We start from the raw sequence: 17,447 nt of genomic DNA, 5'->3' as shown, positions 1-17,447 counted from the left end.
ATGACCGACCCGCCCTCGCCCGCCGCCCAGGCCCAGCGCGAGCTGCTGCGGCTGTCGCTGCAGGGCGCGGCGCACAGCGTGCCGGGCCAGTTCGCCGCCGCGCTGTACCTGCTGTACCTGGCGATCGACGTCAGCCAGACCTGGGTCGCGGTGCTCGCCGGCTTCGGGCCGCTGATCGGGCTGTGGCGCTTCTCGCTGACCCGCCGTTATCGGGACAACACCGGCGACGAAGCCGCGCTGACCCCGGAACGGGTGGCGCGCGCGACCGCCGAGCTCGAGCTCAACGCGCTCGCTTCCGGGCTGCTGTGGTCGCTCGCGGTGATCGCCGTCTACCCCTGGCTGCACGGCGCGCCGGCGACGCTGATGGTGATGATCGTCGCCGGCTCGGTATCGCTGGCGGCGCTGTTCATGTCGCTGGCCGGGCGCGCGTTCTCGCTGCTGGTGCTGCCGCAGATCGGCGCGCTGATCGTCGTCAGCCTCGGCGTCGAGTCGGTGCGCTCGATCCCGCTGGCGCTGCTGGCGGCGATCTACGGCGCCGCGCTGTACCGGGCCGCGCGCAACTACCGCGACGTCGCGCTGCGCTCGATCCGCCATCGCCTCGAGGTCGACATCAGCAATGCGCGCCTCCAACGCGCAAAGGACGCGGCCGAGTCGGCCAGCCGCGCGAAGACCGAGTTCCTGGCGACGATGAGCCACGAGATCCGCACGCCGATGAACGGCGTGCTCGGCGCGCTGGAGCTGCTGCACCGCTCGAGCCTGAACCCGCGCCAGCGGCGGCTGGCGCGCATCGCGTCGTCGTCGGGCGCGACGCTGATGGCGCTGCTCAACGACCTGCTCGACCAGTCGAAGATGGACGCCGGCAAGTTCACGCTGAAGCCCGCGCCGATGTCGCTGCATGCGCTGCTGGTGTCGGTGGTCGCGCTGTTCCGGCCGAATGCCGAGAAGCGCGGGCTGCAGCTCGAGCTGCGGCTCGGCGATGGCGTGCCCGACCGGGTGGTCGCCGACGGCCAGCGGCTGAAGCAGGTGCTGTCGAACCTGATCGGCAACGCGATCAAGTTCACCGAGCATGGCCGCGTCGAGCTGCGGGTGCTGGTGCGCCCGCGCGGCATCGGCTTCGAGGTCAGCGACAGCGGCATCGGCATCGCGCCGGACCGCATCGACCGCCTGTTCGATCCCTTCTACCAGGTCGACGGCACGCGCAGCCGCCATGGCGGTACCGGCCTCGGCCTGTCGATCAGCCAGCGCATCGTGCAGGAGATGGGCGGCCACATCCGCGTGCACAGCATGCCGGGCGAAGGGTCGGCGTTCCGCTTCACGCTGGCGCTGCCGGCAGCCCCGCCGGCGGCGGATGACGACCACGCGGCGCTGTCGATGGCCGATTCGGTCCACGGCGGGCTCGACGGCGCGCCGCCCGAGATGCCGCTGCAGGGCACGGTGCTGCTGGCCGAGGACAACCCCGTGAACCGGCTGATCGCGCAGGAAATGCTGCAGGCGATGGGCCTGGCGGTGGTGCATGCCGACAACGGCGCCGTGGCGCTGGAACTGCTGGAGACCGAACGCGTCGACATCGTGCTGATGGACTGCCAGATGCCGGTGCTCGACGGCTACGACGCGACGCGGCGCCTGCGCGAACGCGAGGCCCGACTCGGCCTGCAGCGGCTGCCCGTGCTGGCCCTGACGGCCAACGCGCTGGCCGAGGATGCGCACCGCGCGCTCGCCGCCGGCATGGACGGCTACCTGACGAAGCCGTACACGCACGCGCAGCTGCGCGAGCTGCTCGAGGCCTGGGTTTAACGACAGGGTCCGGCCCACTTCCGCACCCTATCGCCGATAGGACGCGGGCGTCATCTCCGGTCACAACTTGCCGCGTCCCGTGTGACGGCCATCACCGTGCCTGCGCGGCCGGGTTCCCACAATGCCGTCCACCACAACGCAGAGAGGACCCCCGATGAGCAGCACGTCCACCACCCCCGGTCTGTATGGAAGCAAGGGCGGCGACCCAACGCCGCCCGCGGACCCGCCACCGGTGACGCCGTCGCCGGTGGATCCGGCCCTCGACGGCGACGACGTGCTGCACGCCGGCAGCGGCAACGAGACGCTGTACGGCGGCAAGGGCCAGGACACCGCGGTCTTCGACGGGGACCTCTCGGACTACCTGATCGACTTCGATCCGGGCACCTGGCAGGTGGTGATCACCGATCGCACGGGTGGCCACACGCACCACCTGGCCAGCATCGAGCAGCTGCAGTTCGGCGACACGACGATCGCGCTCGACGGCCTCAACGGGCTGATGCGGGAAGCCGGCGACGACGCGGCCGAATGGCAGCGGGTCGACGGCTACCCGCTGCCGCAGCAGCAGCCGGAGGGCCCCGGCGAAGACATCATCGTCTTCATCGGCGTGACGACGCCCGGTGACATCGGATTCATCGACGACGTCGCGTTCGGCTACGTGACCACCACGGCCTTCGCCGGCCCCGCACCGGCCGATGCCGCGGCGTTTGCCGATGCAAGCGGCAGCGGCGTCGAGCTGGTCGGGCTCGCGCTCGACCACGCCTTCACGCACTCGGCAACGATCCTGGCGTGAACAGCGCCAGCGTCGCGGCCGAGCTCGCCACCCTGCGCGCCCGAGGCCGGCTCGACGAAGCGCGCGCCGTGCTGGGCGGCGCGCTGCGCGAGCAGCCGCAGGACGAGGCGCTGCGCCGGCTGGCGTGGCAGCATGCGCCGGTCTGGTGGCAGCCGCTCGCGGGCCCGCGCGCGCGCCTCGAGCGCCGCGGCCCTGACGACGCGGCGTTCGTGCGGCGCTGCTGGGCCGACGGCGACTTCATGGCGCGATTCAACCGCCTGGCCGCACCGCTGCCGGCCGGCGACGACGCGCTGCGCGCCCTGCTGGCCGGCGAGCAGCGCGCGCTGATCGCCGACAGCCGCGCGATCCACTGGACGATCCACGACGCCGCCGGCCCCGCCGGCTTCGTCAGCCTGGTCGACATCTCGTTCAGCCACCGCCGCGCCGAGTTCCTGATCGGCGTGCTGCCGCAGGCCAGCCGCTGGCTGGCGCCCGAGGCGGCGCACCTGGCGATCGGCTTCGCCGCGGGCCCGCTGAAGCTCGAACGGCTCAGCGCGCACTTCTACCCGCAGAACGTCGAGGCCCAGCGCATCGCGCAGAAGTTCGGCTTCGAGCGCGAAGGCCTGCTGCGCGGCTACCTGCGCCTGCCCGGCAGCGGCGAGCGCTGCGATCTGGTGATCGCCGGCCTGCTGCTCGATGACGCGTACTTTGCGCGCTCGGCGCGCCAGCGCGAACGCCTGCTCGGCCGCGACAGCCATCGAGACGCCGCCCGGGACGACGGGCGGGACGACGCCTGAGCCGGGCTCAGCCGCCGACCGGCCGCCAGGCGTGCGCGTTGGCCCGCAGCCAGTCGTGCGCCGGCCGGTCGTCCTGCTGCGACGGGTGGAAGTCCTCGCGCAGGTAGGCCTTCCACGGCGTGCGCAGGCGGCGCACCAGGCCATCGCGCCCGAACAGCAACCGCAGGCCGCCGGCCCAGGTCGACGGCTTCCACCAGGTGCCGTCGCGCCACAGGTTGTGCATCGTCTGGCGCAGCGCGTCGGTGATGAAGATCCAGGTCACGATGCGGAAGATGCGCACGCGCCAGTACTCGTTGCCCTCGAGCGCACGGTAGAGGTCGAACGCGGTGCTGCGATGCTCCGACTCCTCGCTGGCATGCCAGCGCCACAGGGTCTGCAGCCGCTCCTCGGCGCCGGCCAGCGGCGCGTCGATCGTCAGCAGGTACTCGGCGAGGATCGCGGTGAAATGCTCGGTGGCCGCGGTGACCGCCAGGTGGGTTCGCACCTCGGCGTTGGCCATCTCGCGCATGCGGGCCAGCGCGCGCGGCTCCCAGTGGTTCACGAGACCCTGGCGCGCGAGGTGGTTGTTGAACAGCGCGTGGATGCGGCGGTGCGTCGCTTCCTGCCCGATGAAGCCGCGCGCCTCGGCCTCGAACGCCGTGCGGCGGTCCGGCGGCAGGGCCTGGATGCCGGCACGCACCGAGTCGATGAAGAACTGCTCGCCGCTCGGGAAGCTCATCGACAGCGCGTTGAAGAACGCGGTGCGGAAGGCGTCGCCGCCGTTCCAGTGGCGCGGCAGCGGGGCTTCCAGGTCGATCAGCAGGCGGCGCACCACCAGGTCGGTCATCGGCTTGTCCTCGGCGGCAACAGTGGTACCGTTCAGTACCAAGGGTTCATCATCAACCTGCGACCGGGGGCATGTCAAGCGGGCCACCCCCTGTGATCCAATGTCTGCGAAGACGCCTGCCCCATGAAACGACGCCTGCTGCTGGCCGGACCCCTCGCGCTGCTGGGCGGCGCGGCTGCGGCGCAGTCTGCACGCGCCGCGCCGCTGAAGGTGCACCTGGTCGCCGAAGCCTTTCCGCCGCTGCAGTACGCCGATGCGCAGGGCCAGCCGCACGGCACAGCGCACGACCTGGCTGTCGCCGCACTGGCGCTGGCGGGCGCGCAGCTGCCGCTGGAGGTGGCTGCGCTGCAGTTCGTGCCACTGCAGCGCGCATTGATGATGGCCGCATCGCAGCCCGACACGCTGGTGCTGTCGATCGCGCGCACGCCCGAGCGCGAGCAGCGGCTGCGCTGGATCGCTCCGATCGCGCCCTACGAGCTGTGGCTGTACCGGCTGCGCTCGTCCGAGCCGTTGCCGGCCTCGTTCGACGCGCTGCGCGGCCACGGCCTGCGCTTCGGCGCGCAGCTGCGCAGCAATTTCCACGAGTGGCTGCTGCGCCAGGGGTTGGGCACGGCGCCGGACAATTCGGTGATCGACACCGTCGCGCGCAACAACCTGAACTTCCTGAAGTCGCGCGCCGGCCGCATCGACTACTTCGCGCACCCGTCGATCAGCTTCACCTACCGCGCCGCCGAACAGGGCCTGCGGCCCGCCGACTTCGAGCCGGTGCTGCGCATCGACGAGCTGTCGATGCCGCTGTGGGCCGCCACCGGCCCCGACAGCGATGAGCGCCTCGTCGCCGCATTGATGCGTGCCTTCGCCGAGCTGCAGCAATCGGGTCGCGCTGCGCGGCTGCACGAACAATCGATGCGGCAGTTCAATACCCTGCACCGACTCGAAGGCGGATGAGCTTCGGCGCTGGCATCATCGAGCGCATGTCCGACCTCGCCGTTCCCCCGCTCACCGACCACCGGCGCCGCCTGCTCGACGCGATGGCCCACGCCGTCGCCGGCAAGGGTTACGCCGCGGTGACGATCGCTGACCTCGCCGCCGAGGCCCGTGTCTCCAAGCGCAGTTTCTACGAACACTTCACCGACAAGGCCGCCTGCCTGATCGCGCTGTACGAGGCCGCAAGCCACCAGTCCCTGGAGGTGCTGCGCAACGCGCTCGATCCGGCGCGCGACTGGCATGCGCAGGTCGAGCAGGTGATGACCGTCTACTTCGAGACGCTGTCGCTGAACCCGCCGCTGCTGCGCACCCTGTTCATCGAGATCATCGCGCTCGGCCCCGACGGTCTCGCCGCGCGCCGTCGCACGACGCAGCACTTCGCCGACTTCATCGTCGCCGCCACCGGCGGCGCACTGCCGCATGCGCAGGCGGTGGCCATCGTCGGTGGCATCCACGAGTGGGTGCTGGAGGCGGTCGAGGACGAACGCGTCGCGCAGTTGCCGGCGCTGGCGGGCCCGGCGGCGCGGCTGGTGCGGGCGGTGGTTGATCACCACGGGTGATCGGCAGACTCCGGCAAGCCCGGTCGGTCAACGCCGCGCCAGGACGCCGTACAGGGGTGCGCGGCCGCGCAGGATCGGCCATGCCGAGAGGAAGACGAGAAGTCCACCACACACGCTCGACAGCGCCAGCATCACCAACATCACGATGTCTTGACTTGCCTCGTCGAATTGATAGGCACGCAGCGCCGAGTCCGCGATCGACAGCGTGGCCCCGGTGCCCAAGACGTACGCGAGCAGCGAGACCACGAACATCAGCCGGGCGCGAGAGACGGCCAGCATGAATAGTTCGCAGTAGAAGAAGAAGAAGGTCATCGCCGTCGCCGCAGCCAGCCCCCCCGCCAACTTCAACGCGACCGGTGGTTCCGTGACCTCTCGAAGCGCCGCGGCCAGACCACCCAAGCCAACGAACAGGACAATCGGCAGCACGGCGCTCAAGCGCAGCGCGACGCGCAGCGCATCGCGCCAGGCCGGATCGAGCAGCAGCTGGCCCGACAGCACGCGATCGATCGTGCGCGGTGCATCCCACGTCATGCCGGACAGCCCGCGCACGACAATGAACCCGGCCGGAGAGTGGATCACCCAGCCACCGCCCTTCACCAGCGCAGGCAGGGTTACAGCGGATGCCAGGTGCTGGCGCAGCGCGTGCCATGTCGCTGCAGCGGAGATCGGCTTCCTGTCGCCGCCCCGAACCTTCCAGCTCCAGGGCATGAGGATCGCTGCCCGGCGGATGGCCCCGGACTTCAGCAGATGCGTGAACTCGGTTGTCGTGGGATTCGCCTCGTCGAGGTGCAGGGGCGGAACGAAGACGAAGGCATCGGCGCGCTCGGCGACCTGCTCGAAGACCGGCACCCACGGCTGCCCCGGCAGAATGGAGATGGCGCCGATCCGGTGGGTCAGGCCGCGCGCCAGCCGACGCGCGAGCGACCGCACCGGAGCGTGGCCACCGTCCAGCCTGACCAGTTGCGCGCGCGGCTCGACGGCCCGCACCAGTCGGCTCTCCAGGCCGCCCAAGCGGCCGACCCCCGGAAGCAGCACGTCGAGCAATGCCGACCGCAGGGGCGGATCATCGGCAGTGATCAAGGCATCGGTCAGGAAGGGCCGCAGAAACAGCACGAGCGGCCGGCCGCCGTCGACAGAAGATCGGGCAACGAAGTCGGCGGCGGCGGCGTCACGCAGCGCATTCGCCGCGCCGACGTGCCGCCGCAGGCCATGGAACCCGAGCGGAAGCGCGCCGGCCAGCATCAGCACCAACCCCCCCGGCACCTCTCGGTGCAGCAGCACCGACATCGCCGACCCCAGGCTCGCCAGCGCGCCGACCGCGAACAGGATCTGCGACGCCACGCGCACGGACGCAGACGCGAAGAATGTCGGACCCGGCGGTGCCATGGGCGCTACACCTGGCACCACTGCAGTGGCCGCCGTTCACCCTGCAGACGCGAGAGCTCGCTCTCGATGGCGTTGACGCGCGTCTGCGACGCGGGGTGCCGAGCCAGCGGCGCGTCTGCCTCGCGAACCGCATTCGGCAGATTGAACAAGTCGCGTTGGCAGGCCTCGTCCGATCGGGACACCTCGAGCTCCAGCGTGTCCACTGTGCTGACACCCGACGAGATGGAGGCGGCGCAAGCGCCGAGCAGTGCCACGACGGCAGCCGCTGTCGATGCTCGTAGCATGGTGAATCCTCCCGTGCAGTGCCGCGCAGCTTAAGCATCAGCCCGGCCGCCCGTCCAGGGCCGCCATCCGCCTTCGGTACTAGGCCGGTCCCGTCCGCGCCTGCCGTTACCCCCACCCCGGCAAGGCCACCCGATCCCCGGCACCATGCCGCCGATGATTCCCCTGTCCATCCTCGACCTGGCCCCCATCGTCGACGGCGGCGACGCGGCCGACGCGCTGCGCCGCACGCTCGATCTCGCGCAGCATGCCGAAGCCTGGGGCTACAAGCGCTTCTGGCTCGCCGAGCACCACAACATGGACGGCATCGCCTGTTCGGCGACCGCGGTGCTGGTGGGGCACGTGGCCGGCGGCACGAAGACGATCCGCGTCGGCTCCGGCGGCGTGATGCTGCCGAACCATGCGCCGCTGATGGTCGCCGAGGCCTTCGGCACGCTGGCCACCTTGTACCCGGGCCGCATCGACCTCGGCCTGGGCCGCGCGCCGGGCACCGACCAGGCCACCGCCCGCGCCCTGCGCCGCCACCTCGCCGGCGAGGCCGAGGACGGTTTCCCGCAGGACGTGATGGAGCTGCAGGACTACCTCGGCGATGCGAAGCCGGGGCAGGCGGTGCGCGCGATTCCCGGCGTCGGCACCCGGGTGCCGATCTGGCTGCTGGGCTCCAGCCTGTACAGCGCGCAGCTCGCCGCCTACATGGGCCTGCCCTTCGCGTTCGCGTCGCACTTCGCGCCGGACCTGCTGATGCAGGCCCTCGACCTCTACCGGTCGACCTACCGCCCGTCGGCCGACTGGCCGAAGCCGCATGCGATGGTCGGCGCCAACGTGATCGTCGCCGACAGCGACGACGAGGCCGCGCGGCTGTTCACGTCGCTGCAGCAGCGTTTCCTCGGCATGCAGCGCGGCCAGCGCGGGCCACTGCCGCGGCCGATCGAGCCGGCGCAGATGGCGGCGATGTGGACGCCGCGCGAGCAGGCCGGCGTCGAACGCATGCTCGCGGCCAGCGCGGTCGGCTCGCCGGACAGCGCGAAACGCCAGCTCGACGCGCTGATCGAACGCACGCGCGCCGACGAGCTGATCGTCGCCTGCGCGGTGCACGAACACGCGGCGCGCTTGCGTTCTTACGAACTGCTATCGCGTTTCTGACGCGGCCATCCCAGGCACCGCTCACAACCAGTCCGGTTCGGCATCGAGCACGCTGGCCTCGGTGCAGCGCAGCAGCGCATGGCGGCTCTGCACCGGCTGCAGCTCGGTGCGCAGGAAGTGGTCCATCGCGGCCAGCTTGCCGTGGTACGGCAAGGCGGCCGGGCCGTCGAGACCCTCCAGCGCCCGATGTGCCGCGAGGCCCTGCTTCAGCCACAACCAGCCGACGACGCCGTGGCCGAAGACCTGCAGGAAGTCCCACGCCAGCGCGAGCGTGCGGCGCGGATCGTGGTCCATCAGCTGGCGCAGGGCGCGCACCGTGTCGCCGAGCGCATCCCAGGCCTCGGCGACGGTGCGCGCCTGCGCCTCGAGCTCGGTGCCGGCCGCAGCGACCGTCTCGTTCACCTCCTGCGCCAGCCAGCCATAGGCGATGCCATCGTCGGCGAAGAGCTTGCGGCCCAGCAGGTCGAGCGCCTGGATGCCGTTGGTGCCTTCGTGCAGCGCATTGAGCCGGTTGTCGCGCCAGTGCTGCTCGACCGGGAAGTCGCGCGTATAACCGTAGCCGCCGAGCACCTGGATCGCGAGGTCGTTGGCCGCCGTGCCGTGGTGCGAGCACCAGGCCTTGACCACCGGTGTCAGCAGGTCCAGCACCTGGGCGGCGCGCGTCCTCAGCATCGGGTCCGGCGCCTCGCGCGACCAGTCCTCCAGCCAGGCTGCATGCAGCGCCAGCGCCAGCGCACCTTCGGCCAGCGCCTTCTGCGTCAGGAGCAGGCGGCGCACGTCGGCATGTTCGACGATGGCCACCGGCGCCTGCCGCGCATCGCGGCCCAGCCGGCCCTGGCGGCGCTCGCGCGCATAGGCCAGCGAAGCGCGGTAGCCCGCCAGCGCCACCATCGCCGAGCCGAGGCCGACGCCAATGCGCGCCGCGTTCATCATCTGGAACATCGCCGCGAGGCCCTCGTGCTCGCGGCCCAGCAGTTCGCCGATGCAGTCGCCGCGCTCGCCGAAGTTCAGCATCGCCGAGGTCGTGCCGCGGAATCCGAGCTTGTGGATCAATCCGGCCAGCGCGACGTCGTTGTCGGCGCCGGCGCTGCCGTCGGGCCGCAGCCGGCGCTTGGGCACGATGAACAGCGACAGCCCGCGCACGCCCGGCGGCGCGCCGTCGATGCGCGCGAGCACCAGGTGCACGATGTTCTCGCTGAGCGCGTGGTCGCCGGCGGTGATGAAGAGCTTGCGGCCGCGGAGGGCATAGCGGCCGTCGGGCCGCGGCGTCGCGCTGCTGGTCAGGTCACCCAGCGACGAGCCGGCCTGCGGCTCGGTCAGCACCATCGTGCCGGACCAGCGCCCGTCGAGCAGCGGCGGCAGGTAGCGATCGATCTGCGCGGCCGTGCCCTGGGCCCTGATCACGTCGGCGACGCCGGCGCTCAGCGTGGCATACGCCTCCAGCGCGATGTTCGCGGCCTTGAAAAGGCCCCAGCAGCCCATCGCGACGCACAGCGGCAGCTGCATGCCGCCGCGATCGGCATCGTGGGTGGCGGCGACGAAGCCGGCCTCGGCGAAGGCGCGCAGGCCGCGCGCCGCCGCCTCCGGCAGCACGACGGTGGAGCCGTCGAGGATCGGCTCATGCTCGTCGAGCTCGCGATGGCACGGCGCGAAACGGTCGCCGGCGACGGTCTCGGCGGCCTGTAGCGCGGCGCGCAAGGTGTCGGCGTTGTGCTCGGCGAAACGCGGCAGCGCGAGCAGCCGCGTCGCGTCGAGCACCGCGAACAGCTGGAACTCGAGCTCGCGCCGGTGGTCGTCGAGATGCGCCCCGGCGCTCATCGTGGCCCCCTGCTCATCGCCCGACGCAGCGGTACAGCGTGTCGCACAGCGCCGCGGCGTTGGGCCCGCCGATGATGCCCGGCGCCATGCGGTTCATCATGTAGGCGAAGCACAGGCGGCGGTCGGCGTCGGCGATGACGATCGAGCCGCCCCAGCCGCCCCAGAAGCAGACGCGGCCGTCGGGGATGAACGGCAACGCCGGCATCGGCAGGCCCCAGCCGAGGCCCATCTTCAGCGGCAGCCCGAGCACCAGGTCGACGCCGTCGGCCTGCGGCTCGAAGATGCGCTCGATCGTCTTCGGCGACAGCAGGCGCACGCCGTCGACTTCGCCGCCGTTGGCGATCAGCGACTGCAGGCGCGCCACCGAGCGCGCGTTGCCATGGCCGTTCGCGGCGCCGATGTCGGCCTGCTGCCATTGCGGCGTCCAGCTGACCGTGGCATCGGGCAGCGGGTTGCTCATCGTGCGGAACATCGGGCTCGCCGGGTCGAGCGTCGCCAGGTCGATCGGCAGCGGCGGCGGCGGCACGACGCGGGCCACGCGCGAGGCCTCCGCCGGGGCGAGGCCGATGTGGAAGTCGGCCTGCAGCGGGCGGGCGATCTGCTCGGCGAAGAAGCGGCCGGGCTTGCTGCCGGTGATGCGCCGCACGACCTCGCCGACCAGGTGGCCGTAGTTCAGCGCGTGGTAGCCGGAGGCGCTGCCGGGCGCCCACCAGGGCGCCTGCGCGGCCAGCAGCGTGGTGCTGCGCTCCCAGTCGCACAGCACGTCGGCGGTCACCGGTTCGGCCCAGCCGGGCACCCCCGAGGTGTGCCCCAGCAGGTGGCGCACCAGCACCTCGCCCTTGCCGTTGGCGGCGAACGTCGGCCAATAACGTGCCACCGGTGCGTCCACGTCCAGCTCGCCGCGTTCGACCAGCAGCAGGGCCGCGAGCGAGGTCATGGTCTTGGTCGTCGACCAGACATGCGTCAGCGTGTCGCTGCGCCAGGGCATCGTGCGCGCCTCGTCGACGTGGCCGCCCCACAGGTCGACCACCATCTCGCCGTCGATCGTCAGCGCCATCGAGGCGCCGAGGTCCTCGTCGTTGGCGAACAGCGCGGCGAAGCGCTCCCTCAGCGGCTCGAAGCGTGTCGCGCAAAGGCCCTGCACGGTGATTTCGCGGGTGGGCATGGTCAGAACTCCAGCGATGCACCGAGACCGACCTGCCGCGGCGGCGTGTAGGTGACCTGCCGCGCGGCGCCGAGCAGCGGCGAGGCGATGCTCATGCTGGTGATCGCGGTCTTGTCGGTCGCGTTGCGCACCCAGGCGTGCACCTTCCACTTGCCATTGGCGGGACGGATGGAGGCCGCGACGTTGAGCAGGCCGTAGGCCTCCTGGGTCGCGTCGGGGGTGTTGAACTCGGTGAAGAAGACGCGGCTCTTCCACACATAGTCGGCGCGCAGGCTGGCGCGCAGGCCGGCGATGGTCGGCGTCCACTCGGCGCTCAGCGCGGCCTGCGACTTCGACACGAACGCCAGCTGGTTGCCCTTCACGTTGCGCGGCGGCTGCATGTTGCGCAGATCGGTGTTGACGAAGTCGGTGTAGGTCGGGTCCATCAGGCCGATGCCGACACCCAGCGTCCAGTCGGCCGCGGGCTTGACGCCCAGTTCCATCTCCAGCCCGTGGATGCGCGCCTTCGACGCGTTGGTCAGGATCACCGTCGCGGTGCCGACCTGCGAGACCTGCATGTCCTTGTAGTCGGTCGAAAAGAGCGCCGCGCTGAACGCGCCGCGGCGCTGCCAAAAGCTCGACTTGAAGCCGAGCTCGAGGCCGAGCGATTTCTCCGGCCGCACCAGGTTGCCCTGCACCGAGCCCAGGTTCACCGCGCCGGACTTGAAGCCGCTGGCGAGGCGGGCATAGGCCAGCGTGTCGGCGCTGAACTTGTACTCGGCGCCGATCGATGCCGGCGTGCTGGTCCAGCTGTCGCTGGGCGTTCCGCGGCCGGCCAGGCCGAAGGCGGCGATGTTCAGGTACTCGTCGGCACGCTTGCTGTCGCGGTTGTAGCGGATGCCGCCCAGCAGCGCGAGCTGCGGTGTCAGCGCGTAGCGGAAGTCGCCGTAGACGGCGCTGGAACGGGTGTAGACCTTGCCACCGAGCGCGAAGTTGACGCCGCCGGGCACCGGCACGGTGAACGGCGCGCCGGGCACCAGGAAGCCGAGCGGAATCTGCGTCTGGATGTCGATGTCCTGCTGCTGGTCGAATCGCAGGTGCGTCGCGCCGACCAGCCACTGCAGCGCCTGGCCGTCCTCCGACGCCACGTGCACGTCGATGCTGCGGTCGGTGCTGCGGGTGGAGAAGCCGCTGGTCGCCACCGCCGCCTCGGTGGTGTCGGAGTCCCAGAAGCGGTCCGCTTCGCTCTTGCGCCAGCTCAGCGTGGCGCGCAGCGTGTGGGCGCCGATCGGCTGCTCGAGGATCGTCTGCAACGAGCTGACCTCGATGCGATTGCTGGCTCCCTGGCTCTCGACGCTCCGCGGATCGGTGCTCGGCAGTGCGCCGAACAGCAGCTGCGGAATCGTGACCGGGTCGGCCAGCAGCGGCATGCTGGGACCCGCGTCCTTCTGACGATAGTGTCCGGCGATGATGCGCAGGTTGGTGCCGCCGGAGAAGTCGGTGGCGGTCTGCAGGCGCAGCGCGCGCGAGTCCTGGTCGTCCAGCTTGTCGGGGCCCACCGTGCTGCGGCCGCCCGGCAGCACCGGGCCGAAGGCCTGACCGGCCAACGGGTTGCTGGTATAGCCGTCGAGCTCCTTGACCTGGAACGACAGCCGCCCCAGCGTGCCGGCCCCGAGGGGTCCGGAGACGAAGCCTTCGGCTTCCTTGCGGCCGTGGTTGCCGAACAGCAGCCCGCCCCTGGCCTGGAAGTCCGCCGTCGGCCGCGCCGAGATCAGGTTCATCGCGCCGCCGGTCGCATTGCGGCCGTAGAGCGCGCCCTGCGGACCGCGCAGCACCTCGACGCGCTGGGTGTCGAAGAGGCTGACGTTCGAGCTGGTCTGGTCCGACACGTAGCTGCCGTCGGCATACAGCGCCACGCCGGGGTCGCCGCCGGCGAGGATGAAGACGTTGCCGATGCCGCGCACGAAGATCTGCGACGCACCCTGGCCCGTCGTGAAGCTGGTGTTCGGGCTGAGGCTCAGCATGTCGGCGAAGCTCGTCGCGCCCTGCTCGGCGAGTTTCGTCCCGCTCAAGGCGGTGATGGCCGCGGGCGTCGTGTCGAGCACGGTCACGCGCTTCTCGGCGGTGATCGTGATGCGCTCGATCTGCGTGCTGCCCGGCTCGGGCGCGGCCTGCGCGCGGGCGCCGATGCTCACGCCGGCCAGCAAGCCGCCGACGATCACCTGGGTCACGGGATTCAGGGTCCACTTCATCGCGTCGTCTCCGAGTTGCGCCCGCCCTCGTTCGGGTCTGGACGGCATCGTCGGCGCGCGTGGACCACGCGTCTATGGCGGATCGGAAGCGCGTTGTCGCGAATCGGAACTCGCGGGTAAGCCCGGGGAGCATCGCGCGCCCGCCCGCATGCGATCAGCGCGCTCCCGCGCGCGTGCGATCAGCGCGGCGGCACCGCCGGCGCGCGGCGCAAGCGCCCGGTCACACCGGCAAGGCGTAGTCGGCCTGGCTCATGCGGTCGATGCCGCACTCCAGGTCCTGCACCCATTCGATGAACTCGTTCACCGCCGGCCCCTCGAGCGGTGCGCCGTGCTGCGGCACGATCATCCGGATCGGCAGCGGCTTCACCATGCGGGCCCACAGGCGGAGGATCTTGCCGCTGGCCATGTAGCGGCGGTGGAACGGCACCATGTGCGGCAGCTGTTCGGCCAGCGAACGAACCGCCGTGCGCGGGTCGACGCCCAGCGAGACGCCCAGGTCGCCGGAGAACAGGATGCCGGCTTCCGGGTGCCAGAAGTGGAAGTTGCCTTCGGCGTGCAGGAAGTGCGCCGGCAACGCCCACAGCGGGCTTTGGCCCACTTGAAGGCGGGCCCCCTCGTCCGGCAGGCCGACGATGCGGCCTTCGGTCTTGCCCGGCTTGCAGAAGTGCGGCGCGAAGCGCTCCCACAGCCGGCTGATGTAGACCTTGGCCGGCGTGGCGGTCATCCAGCGATCGAGCGACGCGATGATGTCCGGATCGGCGTGCGACGCGAGGATGGCCGACAGCCGGCTCGGCGGAAAGTAGCGCGTCATGCCCAGGTACAACTCGTGATAGGCGAGGTTGCCGCCGGGATCGATGATGGCGCCGGTGTCGTCGTCGACGATCAGGAACTGGTTGGCTTGCACCGCCTCCTCGCCCGGACCGCTGAGGTCGCTGAACATCAGGCACAGATGGCCATTGCGGCGGAACAGTTCGACGGGCATGGAAGTGGTGCGGCCTGCGCTGGCCGTGCCAAGGAGAAACCCTGAAGTCTAGGCAGCAATGGGCGCGGGCCTTTGACGCCGATCAACGGCCGTCATGAGGCCCCTACGACAGGCAGGTAGGCGAGCCCGGAGTCCTGCAGTCCCGCGAGGCCGATGTTGGCGGCGTTCAAGACCGAGTCGCAGGCCAGCTGCGCCAGCTGTGCCTGCGTGACGCTGCCTTGATCGATCAGCGCGACATACGCCGCCCGCTCGTCCGCCGTCGGCGCGTGGCCGAACACATGGCGGTAGACGATGTCGACGAAGGCCGCATGGGAGTACGCCCCGCCGGCTTGCGCCCGGAAGAGCTCGCTGTCGACCGCGGCCGCGACGAGGGTCGGGTAGTCGAGGCCGGCGTCGAGCAGCGACAGCCCCAGGCCGACGAGCGCGCGATCGGCCACCGCCTGCGGACCGAACAGTGCGCCGAGCACACGGGCCACCGAGCCGGCGTGGCCGTCGAGATCGAGCGCGAGGCCGGCGTCGGTGCCCTGCACGCGCTCGACGGCGGTCAGCGAGGCCGCCCCGCCGGCGCTGAGATTTGTCAGCGTCCACCGGCCCCCCGCGTACTCGGCGAGCATGGTACCCAGCGTGGCATCGACAACGAGGGTGTCGATGCCGTCGCCGCCCTCGACGACGTCGCCGTCCAGCCGGCTCTCGATGCGATCGTTGCCGGCGCCCGCCTGGATGAAATCCGGCCTTGCACTGCCGGTCAGGACGTCGTCGCTCTCGGAGCCGATGAGGGGCAAGCCCGCCGGCTCGAAGCCCGTGTTGGCATTCAGCCATTCTCCGTTGGCCGGCAGATCGGCTTCGTCGTCGGCGCCTGGTTGCCAGTGCTCGACCTGCACGGTGTAGCTCGTCACGAAGCGCGGCCGCACGATGTAGACGCCGTCGGCCGGCGCGAAGAAGAGTGCACCTTTCATGCCGGCCGGCCAATGGCCGTCGACCGTCAACAGCGGCTGCGCGCCGCCGGCCAGCGACACTTCGAGCCGGGGCGAGAAATCCGGGTACCACATCGAGGGCAGGTCGAGCGGTGTCGTCAGGGCAAAGCTGTAGGCCTGTCCGGCGACGAGCGACACGGCGAACAAGTCCTCGTCGCCGGGGCCGCTCAACGCGCCGGTGAGCGGCGAGCCCAGCGCCAGCGGCGTGGCGGCAGCGGCGGACTCGGCGTGATCGTCGGGCGCGACCGCGCGCAGCTCGACGCGCCAGTCGGCCGACAGATCCAGCGTGCGCGGCAGCAGCGCCAGATAAACGGGTCCGGACGTGTCTGCCGTGAAGTACCACGAGCTCGCGGGCTGGAGGTCGCGATAGCGCGCCTCGCCAACGTGCGTCGGCACCGGCTCGCCGTCCTCGATGAAGAAGGCGTCGGTCCGGCCTGACGTTCCGGTCGGTCCCTTGATCTCCGCGACATAACGCTGGCCGGCCACGGCCTCGAAGCGGAACACGTCGACATCGCTGCCGCCGTCGAAGCGGAACGTGGCCGTGCCACCGACGGCGAGCAGCGAGGCGTCGCCGGGGGTATCGGCGCGGTCGTCGGCGGGGATCGGCTCGACGCGCAGCCGGTAGCCCACCGGCGACGTCGCGCGCTGCAGGTCGTTGCTGCCTTCGACGGCGATGTAGTAGGTGCCACCGCCCATGGCGCGGTACACGAGCCCGGCGTCGGGGTCGGAGCGGACCAGCTCGTATCCGCCGGCACCGAGCGAGACGACGAGGTCGTTGTCGACGAGCGCCTGGTCGTCGACGAGCGTGATGCGATAGCGCTGACCGAAGGCCAGGTCGACACGGAACCAGTCGCGATCGCCCGACAGCTCGATGCGGCCCGTGGCCTCGGTGCCGACCTTCATCGACGTCGCGCCGAGGTACCCGTCGGCATGGTCGTCCGGCGGCAGCAGCGCGGTCTCGATGTGGTAGCTGAGGACATTGGCGTCGCCCGGCGATGTGGTTCCGTCGGCATTGCGCAGCTCGATGAAGTAGGTGCCGGCGCTGGTCGCGGAGAAGGCGAAGGAGATGCCGACCGCGCCCGACGAGATCTCCCGCACGTCGTTGTCGTTGGGGCCGAGCACGCGCACGACCGGGTCCTCGTTCGGGAACGGGGCGCTGTGGCGGATCGTCACCTGGACCCGCTGTCCGGCGGCCAGCGCCAGCGCGAAGCAGTCGATGTCCTGCGAGAGGTCGAGCGTGCCGTCGACATGGCCGCCCAGCTCGATTCGGCGAGCCATCCAGCGCTCGTCGGGGACGTCGTCGACATTCGTGGTCCCGATCGACAGCGCGTAGTCCGTCGGCTGCACCCAGTTCGCCGAGCCGCCGGTGACCTGAAGCGCATACGTGCCATTCGCCGGGGCGACGAACGACAGCGACGACCGGATCATGCCCCGGTCGGTGACGGCGTTGCCCCCCGTGGCGAGCGCTTCGCCGTGGTCGTCGAGCAGTGCGAGGTCGATCGGGCCGTGGGCGATCAGCTCGACGAAGTAGCGCTCACCTTGAACCAGCTCGACGCGGAAGCAGTCGACATCCTCTGTCGCGTGGAGCCGGCCGAAGGCCAAGCCAGGTTCGAGCTGGAGGAACGGATCGGTGAAGGGCATCGACGGAAGCGCTGCGGCGCGTCAGGTGGACGAAGCGGCGAAGGATACGCGGCGGCCACGGTGCAGCATCGTCGCAACCGCGCCAGAGCCTC

The 17,447-nt window shown here is 71.0% G+C and carries 14 protein-coding genes; 6 read left to right on the top strand and 8 right to left on the bottom strand.

The genetic code is table 11. From position 1 onward, the window contains the following. The 3 genes from P1K89_RS00805 to P1K89_RS00795 all read left to right on the top strand — a co-directional run bounded on the left by P1K89_RS00805 (window position 1) and on the right by P1K89_RS00795 (window position 3,360). A complete protein-coding gene (locus P1K89_RS00805; protein WP_284614448.1) occupies window positions 1–1,794 on the top strand; it encodes an ATP-binding protein in 1,794 nt (597 codons plus the stop codon). 154 nt (window positions 1,795–1,948) lie between these two features. Continuing rightward, window positions 1,949–2,584: a hypothetical protein gene (locus P1K89_RS00800; protein ID WP_284614447.1), complete on the top strand. Its 636-nt coding sequence runs from the start codon at window positions 1,949–1,951 to the stop codon at window positions 2,582–2,584. Then, the gene (locus P1K89_RS00795; RefSeq protein ID WP_284614446.1) at window positions 2,581–3,360 is read left to right on the top strand and encodes a GNAT family N-acetyltransferase; all 780 of its coding nucleotides are present in this window, start codon (window positions 2,581–2,583) and stop codon (window positions 3,358–3,360) included. The genes P1K89_RS00800 and P1K89_RS00795 overlap by 4 nt, the downstream gene beginning before the upstream one ends. Window positions 3,361–3,367: 7 nt before the next feature. Here P1K89_RS00795 and P1K89_RS00790 read toward each other — a convergent pair whose 3' ends face one another. Beyond that, a complete protein-coding gene (locus P1K89_RS00790; protein ID WP_284614445.1) occupies window positions 3,368–4,186 on the bottom strand; it encodes a metal-dependent hydrolase in 819 nt (272 codons plus the stop codon). A gap of 123 nt (window positions 4,187–4,309) precedes the next feature. On the opposite strand from P1K89_RS00790, the gene P1K89_RS00785 reads away from it, so the two are divergent. Together P1K89_RS00785 and P1K89_RS00780 are read left to right on the top strand one after the other, a co-directional pair. Continuing rightward, window positions 4,310–5,134: a substrate-binding periplasmic protein gene (locus P1K89_RS00785; protein WP_284614444.1), complete on the top strand. Its 825-nt coding sequence runs from the start codon at window positions 4,310–4,312 to the stop codon at window positions 5,132–5,134. Beyond that, window positions 5,131–5,733: a TetR/AcrR family transcriptional regulator gene (locus P1K89_RS00780; RefSeq protein ID WP_284614443.1), complete on the top strand. Its 603-nt coding sequence runs from the start codon at window positions 5,131–5,133 to the stop codon at window positions 5,731–5,733. Before P1K89_RS00785 ends, P1K89_RS00780 begins: the two co-directional genes overlap by 4 nt. A 27-nt stretch (window positions 5,734–5,760) precedes the next feature. On the opposite strand, the gene P1K89_RS00775 is transcribed toward P1K89_RS00780, so the two are convergent. Together P1K89_RS00775 and P1K89_RS00770 are read right to left on the bottom strand one after the other, a co-directional pair. Beyond that, window positions 5,761–7,074: a hypothetical protein gene (locus P1K89_RS00775; RefSeq protein ID WP_284614442.1), complete on the bottom strand. Its 1,314-nt coding sequence runs from the start codon at window positions 7,072–7,074 to the stop codon at window positions 5,761–5,763. Window positions 7,075–7,124: 50 nt separating this feature from the next. Further along, a complete protein-coding gene (locus P1K89_RS00770) occupies window positions 7,125–7,373 on the bottom strand; it encodes a hypothetical protein (RefSeq protein WP_284614441.1) in 249 nt (82 codons plus the stop codon). A gap of 184 nt (window positions 7,374–7,557) precedes the next feature. Here P1K89_RS00770 and P1K89_RS00765 point away from each other — a divergent pair, with 184 nt between their 5' ends. Continuing rightward, complete coding sequence (locus P1K89_RS00765) at window positions 7,558–8,544, top strand: LLM class flavin-dependent oxidoreductase (RefSeq protein ID WP_284614440.1); 987 nt, start codon at window positions 7,558–7,560, stop codon at window positions 8,542–8,544. A 21-nt stretch (window positions 8,545–8,565) separates the two neighbouring features. On the opposite strand, the gene P1K89_RS00760 is transcribed toward P1K89_RS00765, so the two are convergent. From P1K89_RS00760 to P1K89_RS00740, 5 genes are all read right to left on the bottom strand, one after another. Further along, a complete protein-coding gene (locus tag P1K89_RS00760; RefSeq protein WP_284614439.1) occupies window positions 8,566–10,362 on the bottom strand; it encodes an acyl-CoA dehydrogenase in 1,797 nt (598 codons plus the stop codon). 13 nt (window positions 10,363–10,375) lie between these two features. Beyond that, window positions 10,376–11,527, bottom strand: coding sequence for a serine hydrolase domain-containing protein (locus P1K89_RS00755; RefSeq protein ID WP_284614438.1), 1,152 nt, complete (start codon window positions 11,525–11,527; stop codon window positions 10,376–10,378). 2 nt (window positions 11,528–11,529) lie between these two features. Next, window positions 11,530–13,758, bottom strand: a complete 2,229-nt coding sequence (locus tag P1K89_RS00750; RefSeq protein WP_284614437.1) for a TonB-dependent receptor — start codon at window positions 13,756–13,758, stop codon at window positions 11,530–11,532. A gap of 220 nt (window positions 13,759–13,978) precedes the next feature. Further along, the gene (locus P1K89_RS00745; RefSeq protein ID WP_284614436.1) at window positions 13,979–14,740 is read right to left on the bottom strand and encodes an oxygen-binding di-iron domain-containing protein; all 762 of its coding nucleotides are present in this window, start codon (window positions 14,738–14,740) and stop codon (window positions 13,979–13,981) included. A 92-nt stretch (window positions 14,741–14,832) separates the two neighbouring features. Next, a complete protein-coding gene (locus P1K89_RS00740; RefSeq protein WP_284614435.1) occupies window positions 14,833–17,355 on the bottom strand; it encodes a hypothetical protein in 2,523 nt (840 codons plus the stop codon). Window positions 17,356–17,447 lie beyond the last annotated feature (92 nt).

Source organism: Aquabacterium humicola, from assembly GCF_030167915.1.
In the GTDB taxonomy this organism is placed as follows: domain Bacteria; phylum Pseudomonadota; class Gammaproteobacteria; order Burkholderiales; family Burkholderiaceae_C; genus Pseudaquabacterium; species Pseudaquabacterium humicola.
This window is presented reverse-complemented; position numbering and strand designations above follow the sequence as displayed.

Bases quoted from the DNA above. Each gene is read 5' to 3' on its own strand.
- P1K89_RS00805 (WP_284614448.1), top strand. From the start codon at position 1: ATGACCGACCCGCCCTCGCCCGCCGCCCAGGCCCAGCGCGAGCTGCTG.
- P1K89_RS00800 (WP_284614447.1), top strand. From the start codon at position 1,949: ATGAGCAGCACGTCCACCACCCCCGGTCTGTATGGAAGCAAGGGCGGC.
- P1K89_RS00790 (WP_284614445.1), bottom strand. From the start codon at position 4,186: ATGACCGACCTGGTGGTGCGCCGCCTGCTGATCGACCTGGAAGCCCCG.
- P1K89_RS00785 (WP_284614444.1), top strand. From the start codon at position 4,310: ATGAAACGACGCCTGCTGCTGGCCGGACCCCTCGCGCTGCTGGGCGGC.
- P1K89_RS00780 (WP_284614443.1), top strand. From the start codon at position 5,131: ATGAGCTTCGGCGCTGGCATCATCGAGCGCATGTCCGACCTCGCCGTT.
- P1K89_RS00765 (WP_284614440.1), top strand. From the start codon at position 7,558: ATGATTCCCCTGTCCATCCTCGACCTGGCCCCCATCGTCGACGGCGGC.
- P1K89_RS00760 (WP_284614439.1), bottom strand. From the start codon at position 10,362: ATGAGCGCCGGGGCGCATCTCGACGACCACCGGCGCGAGCTCGAGTTC.
- P1K89_RS00755 (WP_284614438.1), bottom strand. From the start codon at position 11,527: ATGCCCACCCGCGAAATCACCGTGCAGGGCCTTTGCGCGACACGCTTC.
- P1K89_RS00750 (WP_284614437.1), bottom strand. From the start codon at position 13,758: ATGAAGTGGACCCTGAATCCCGTGACCCAGGTGATCGTCGGCGGCTTG.
- P1K89_RS00745 (WP_284614436.1), bottom strand. From the start codon at position 14,740: ATGCCCGTCGAACTGTTCCGCCGCAATGGCCATCTGTGCCTGATGTTC.
- P1K89_RS00740 (WP_284614435.1), bottom strand. From the start codon at position 17,355: ATGCCCTTCACCGATCCGTTCCTCCAGCTCGAACCTGGCTTGGCCTTC.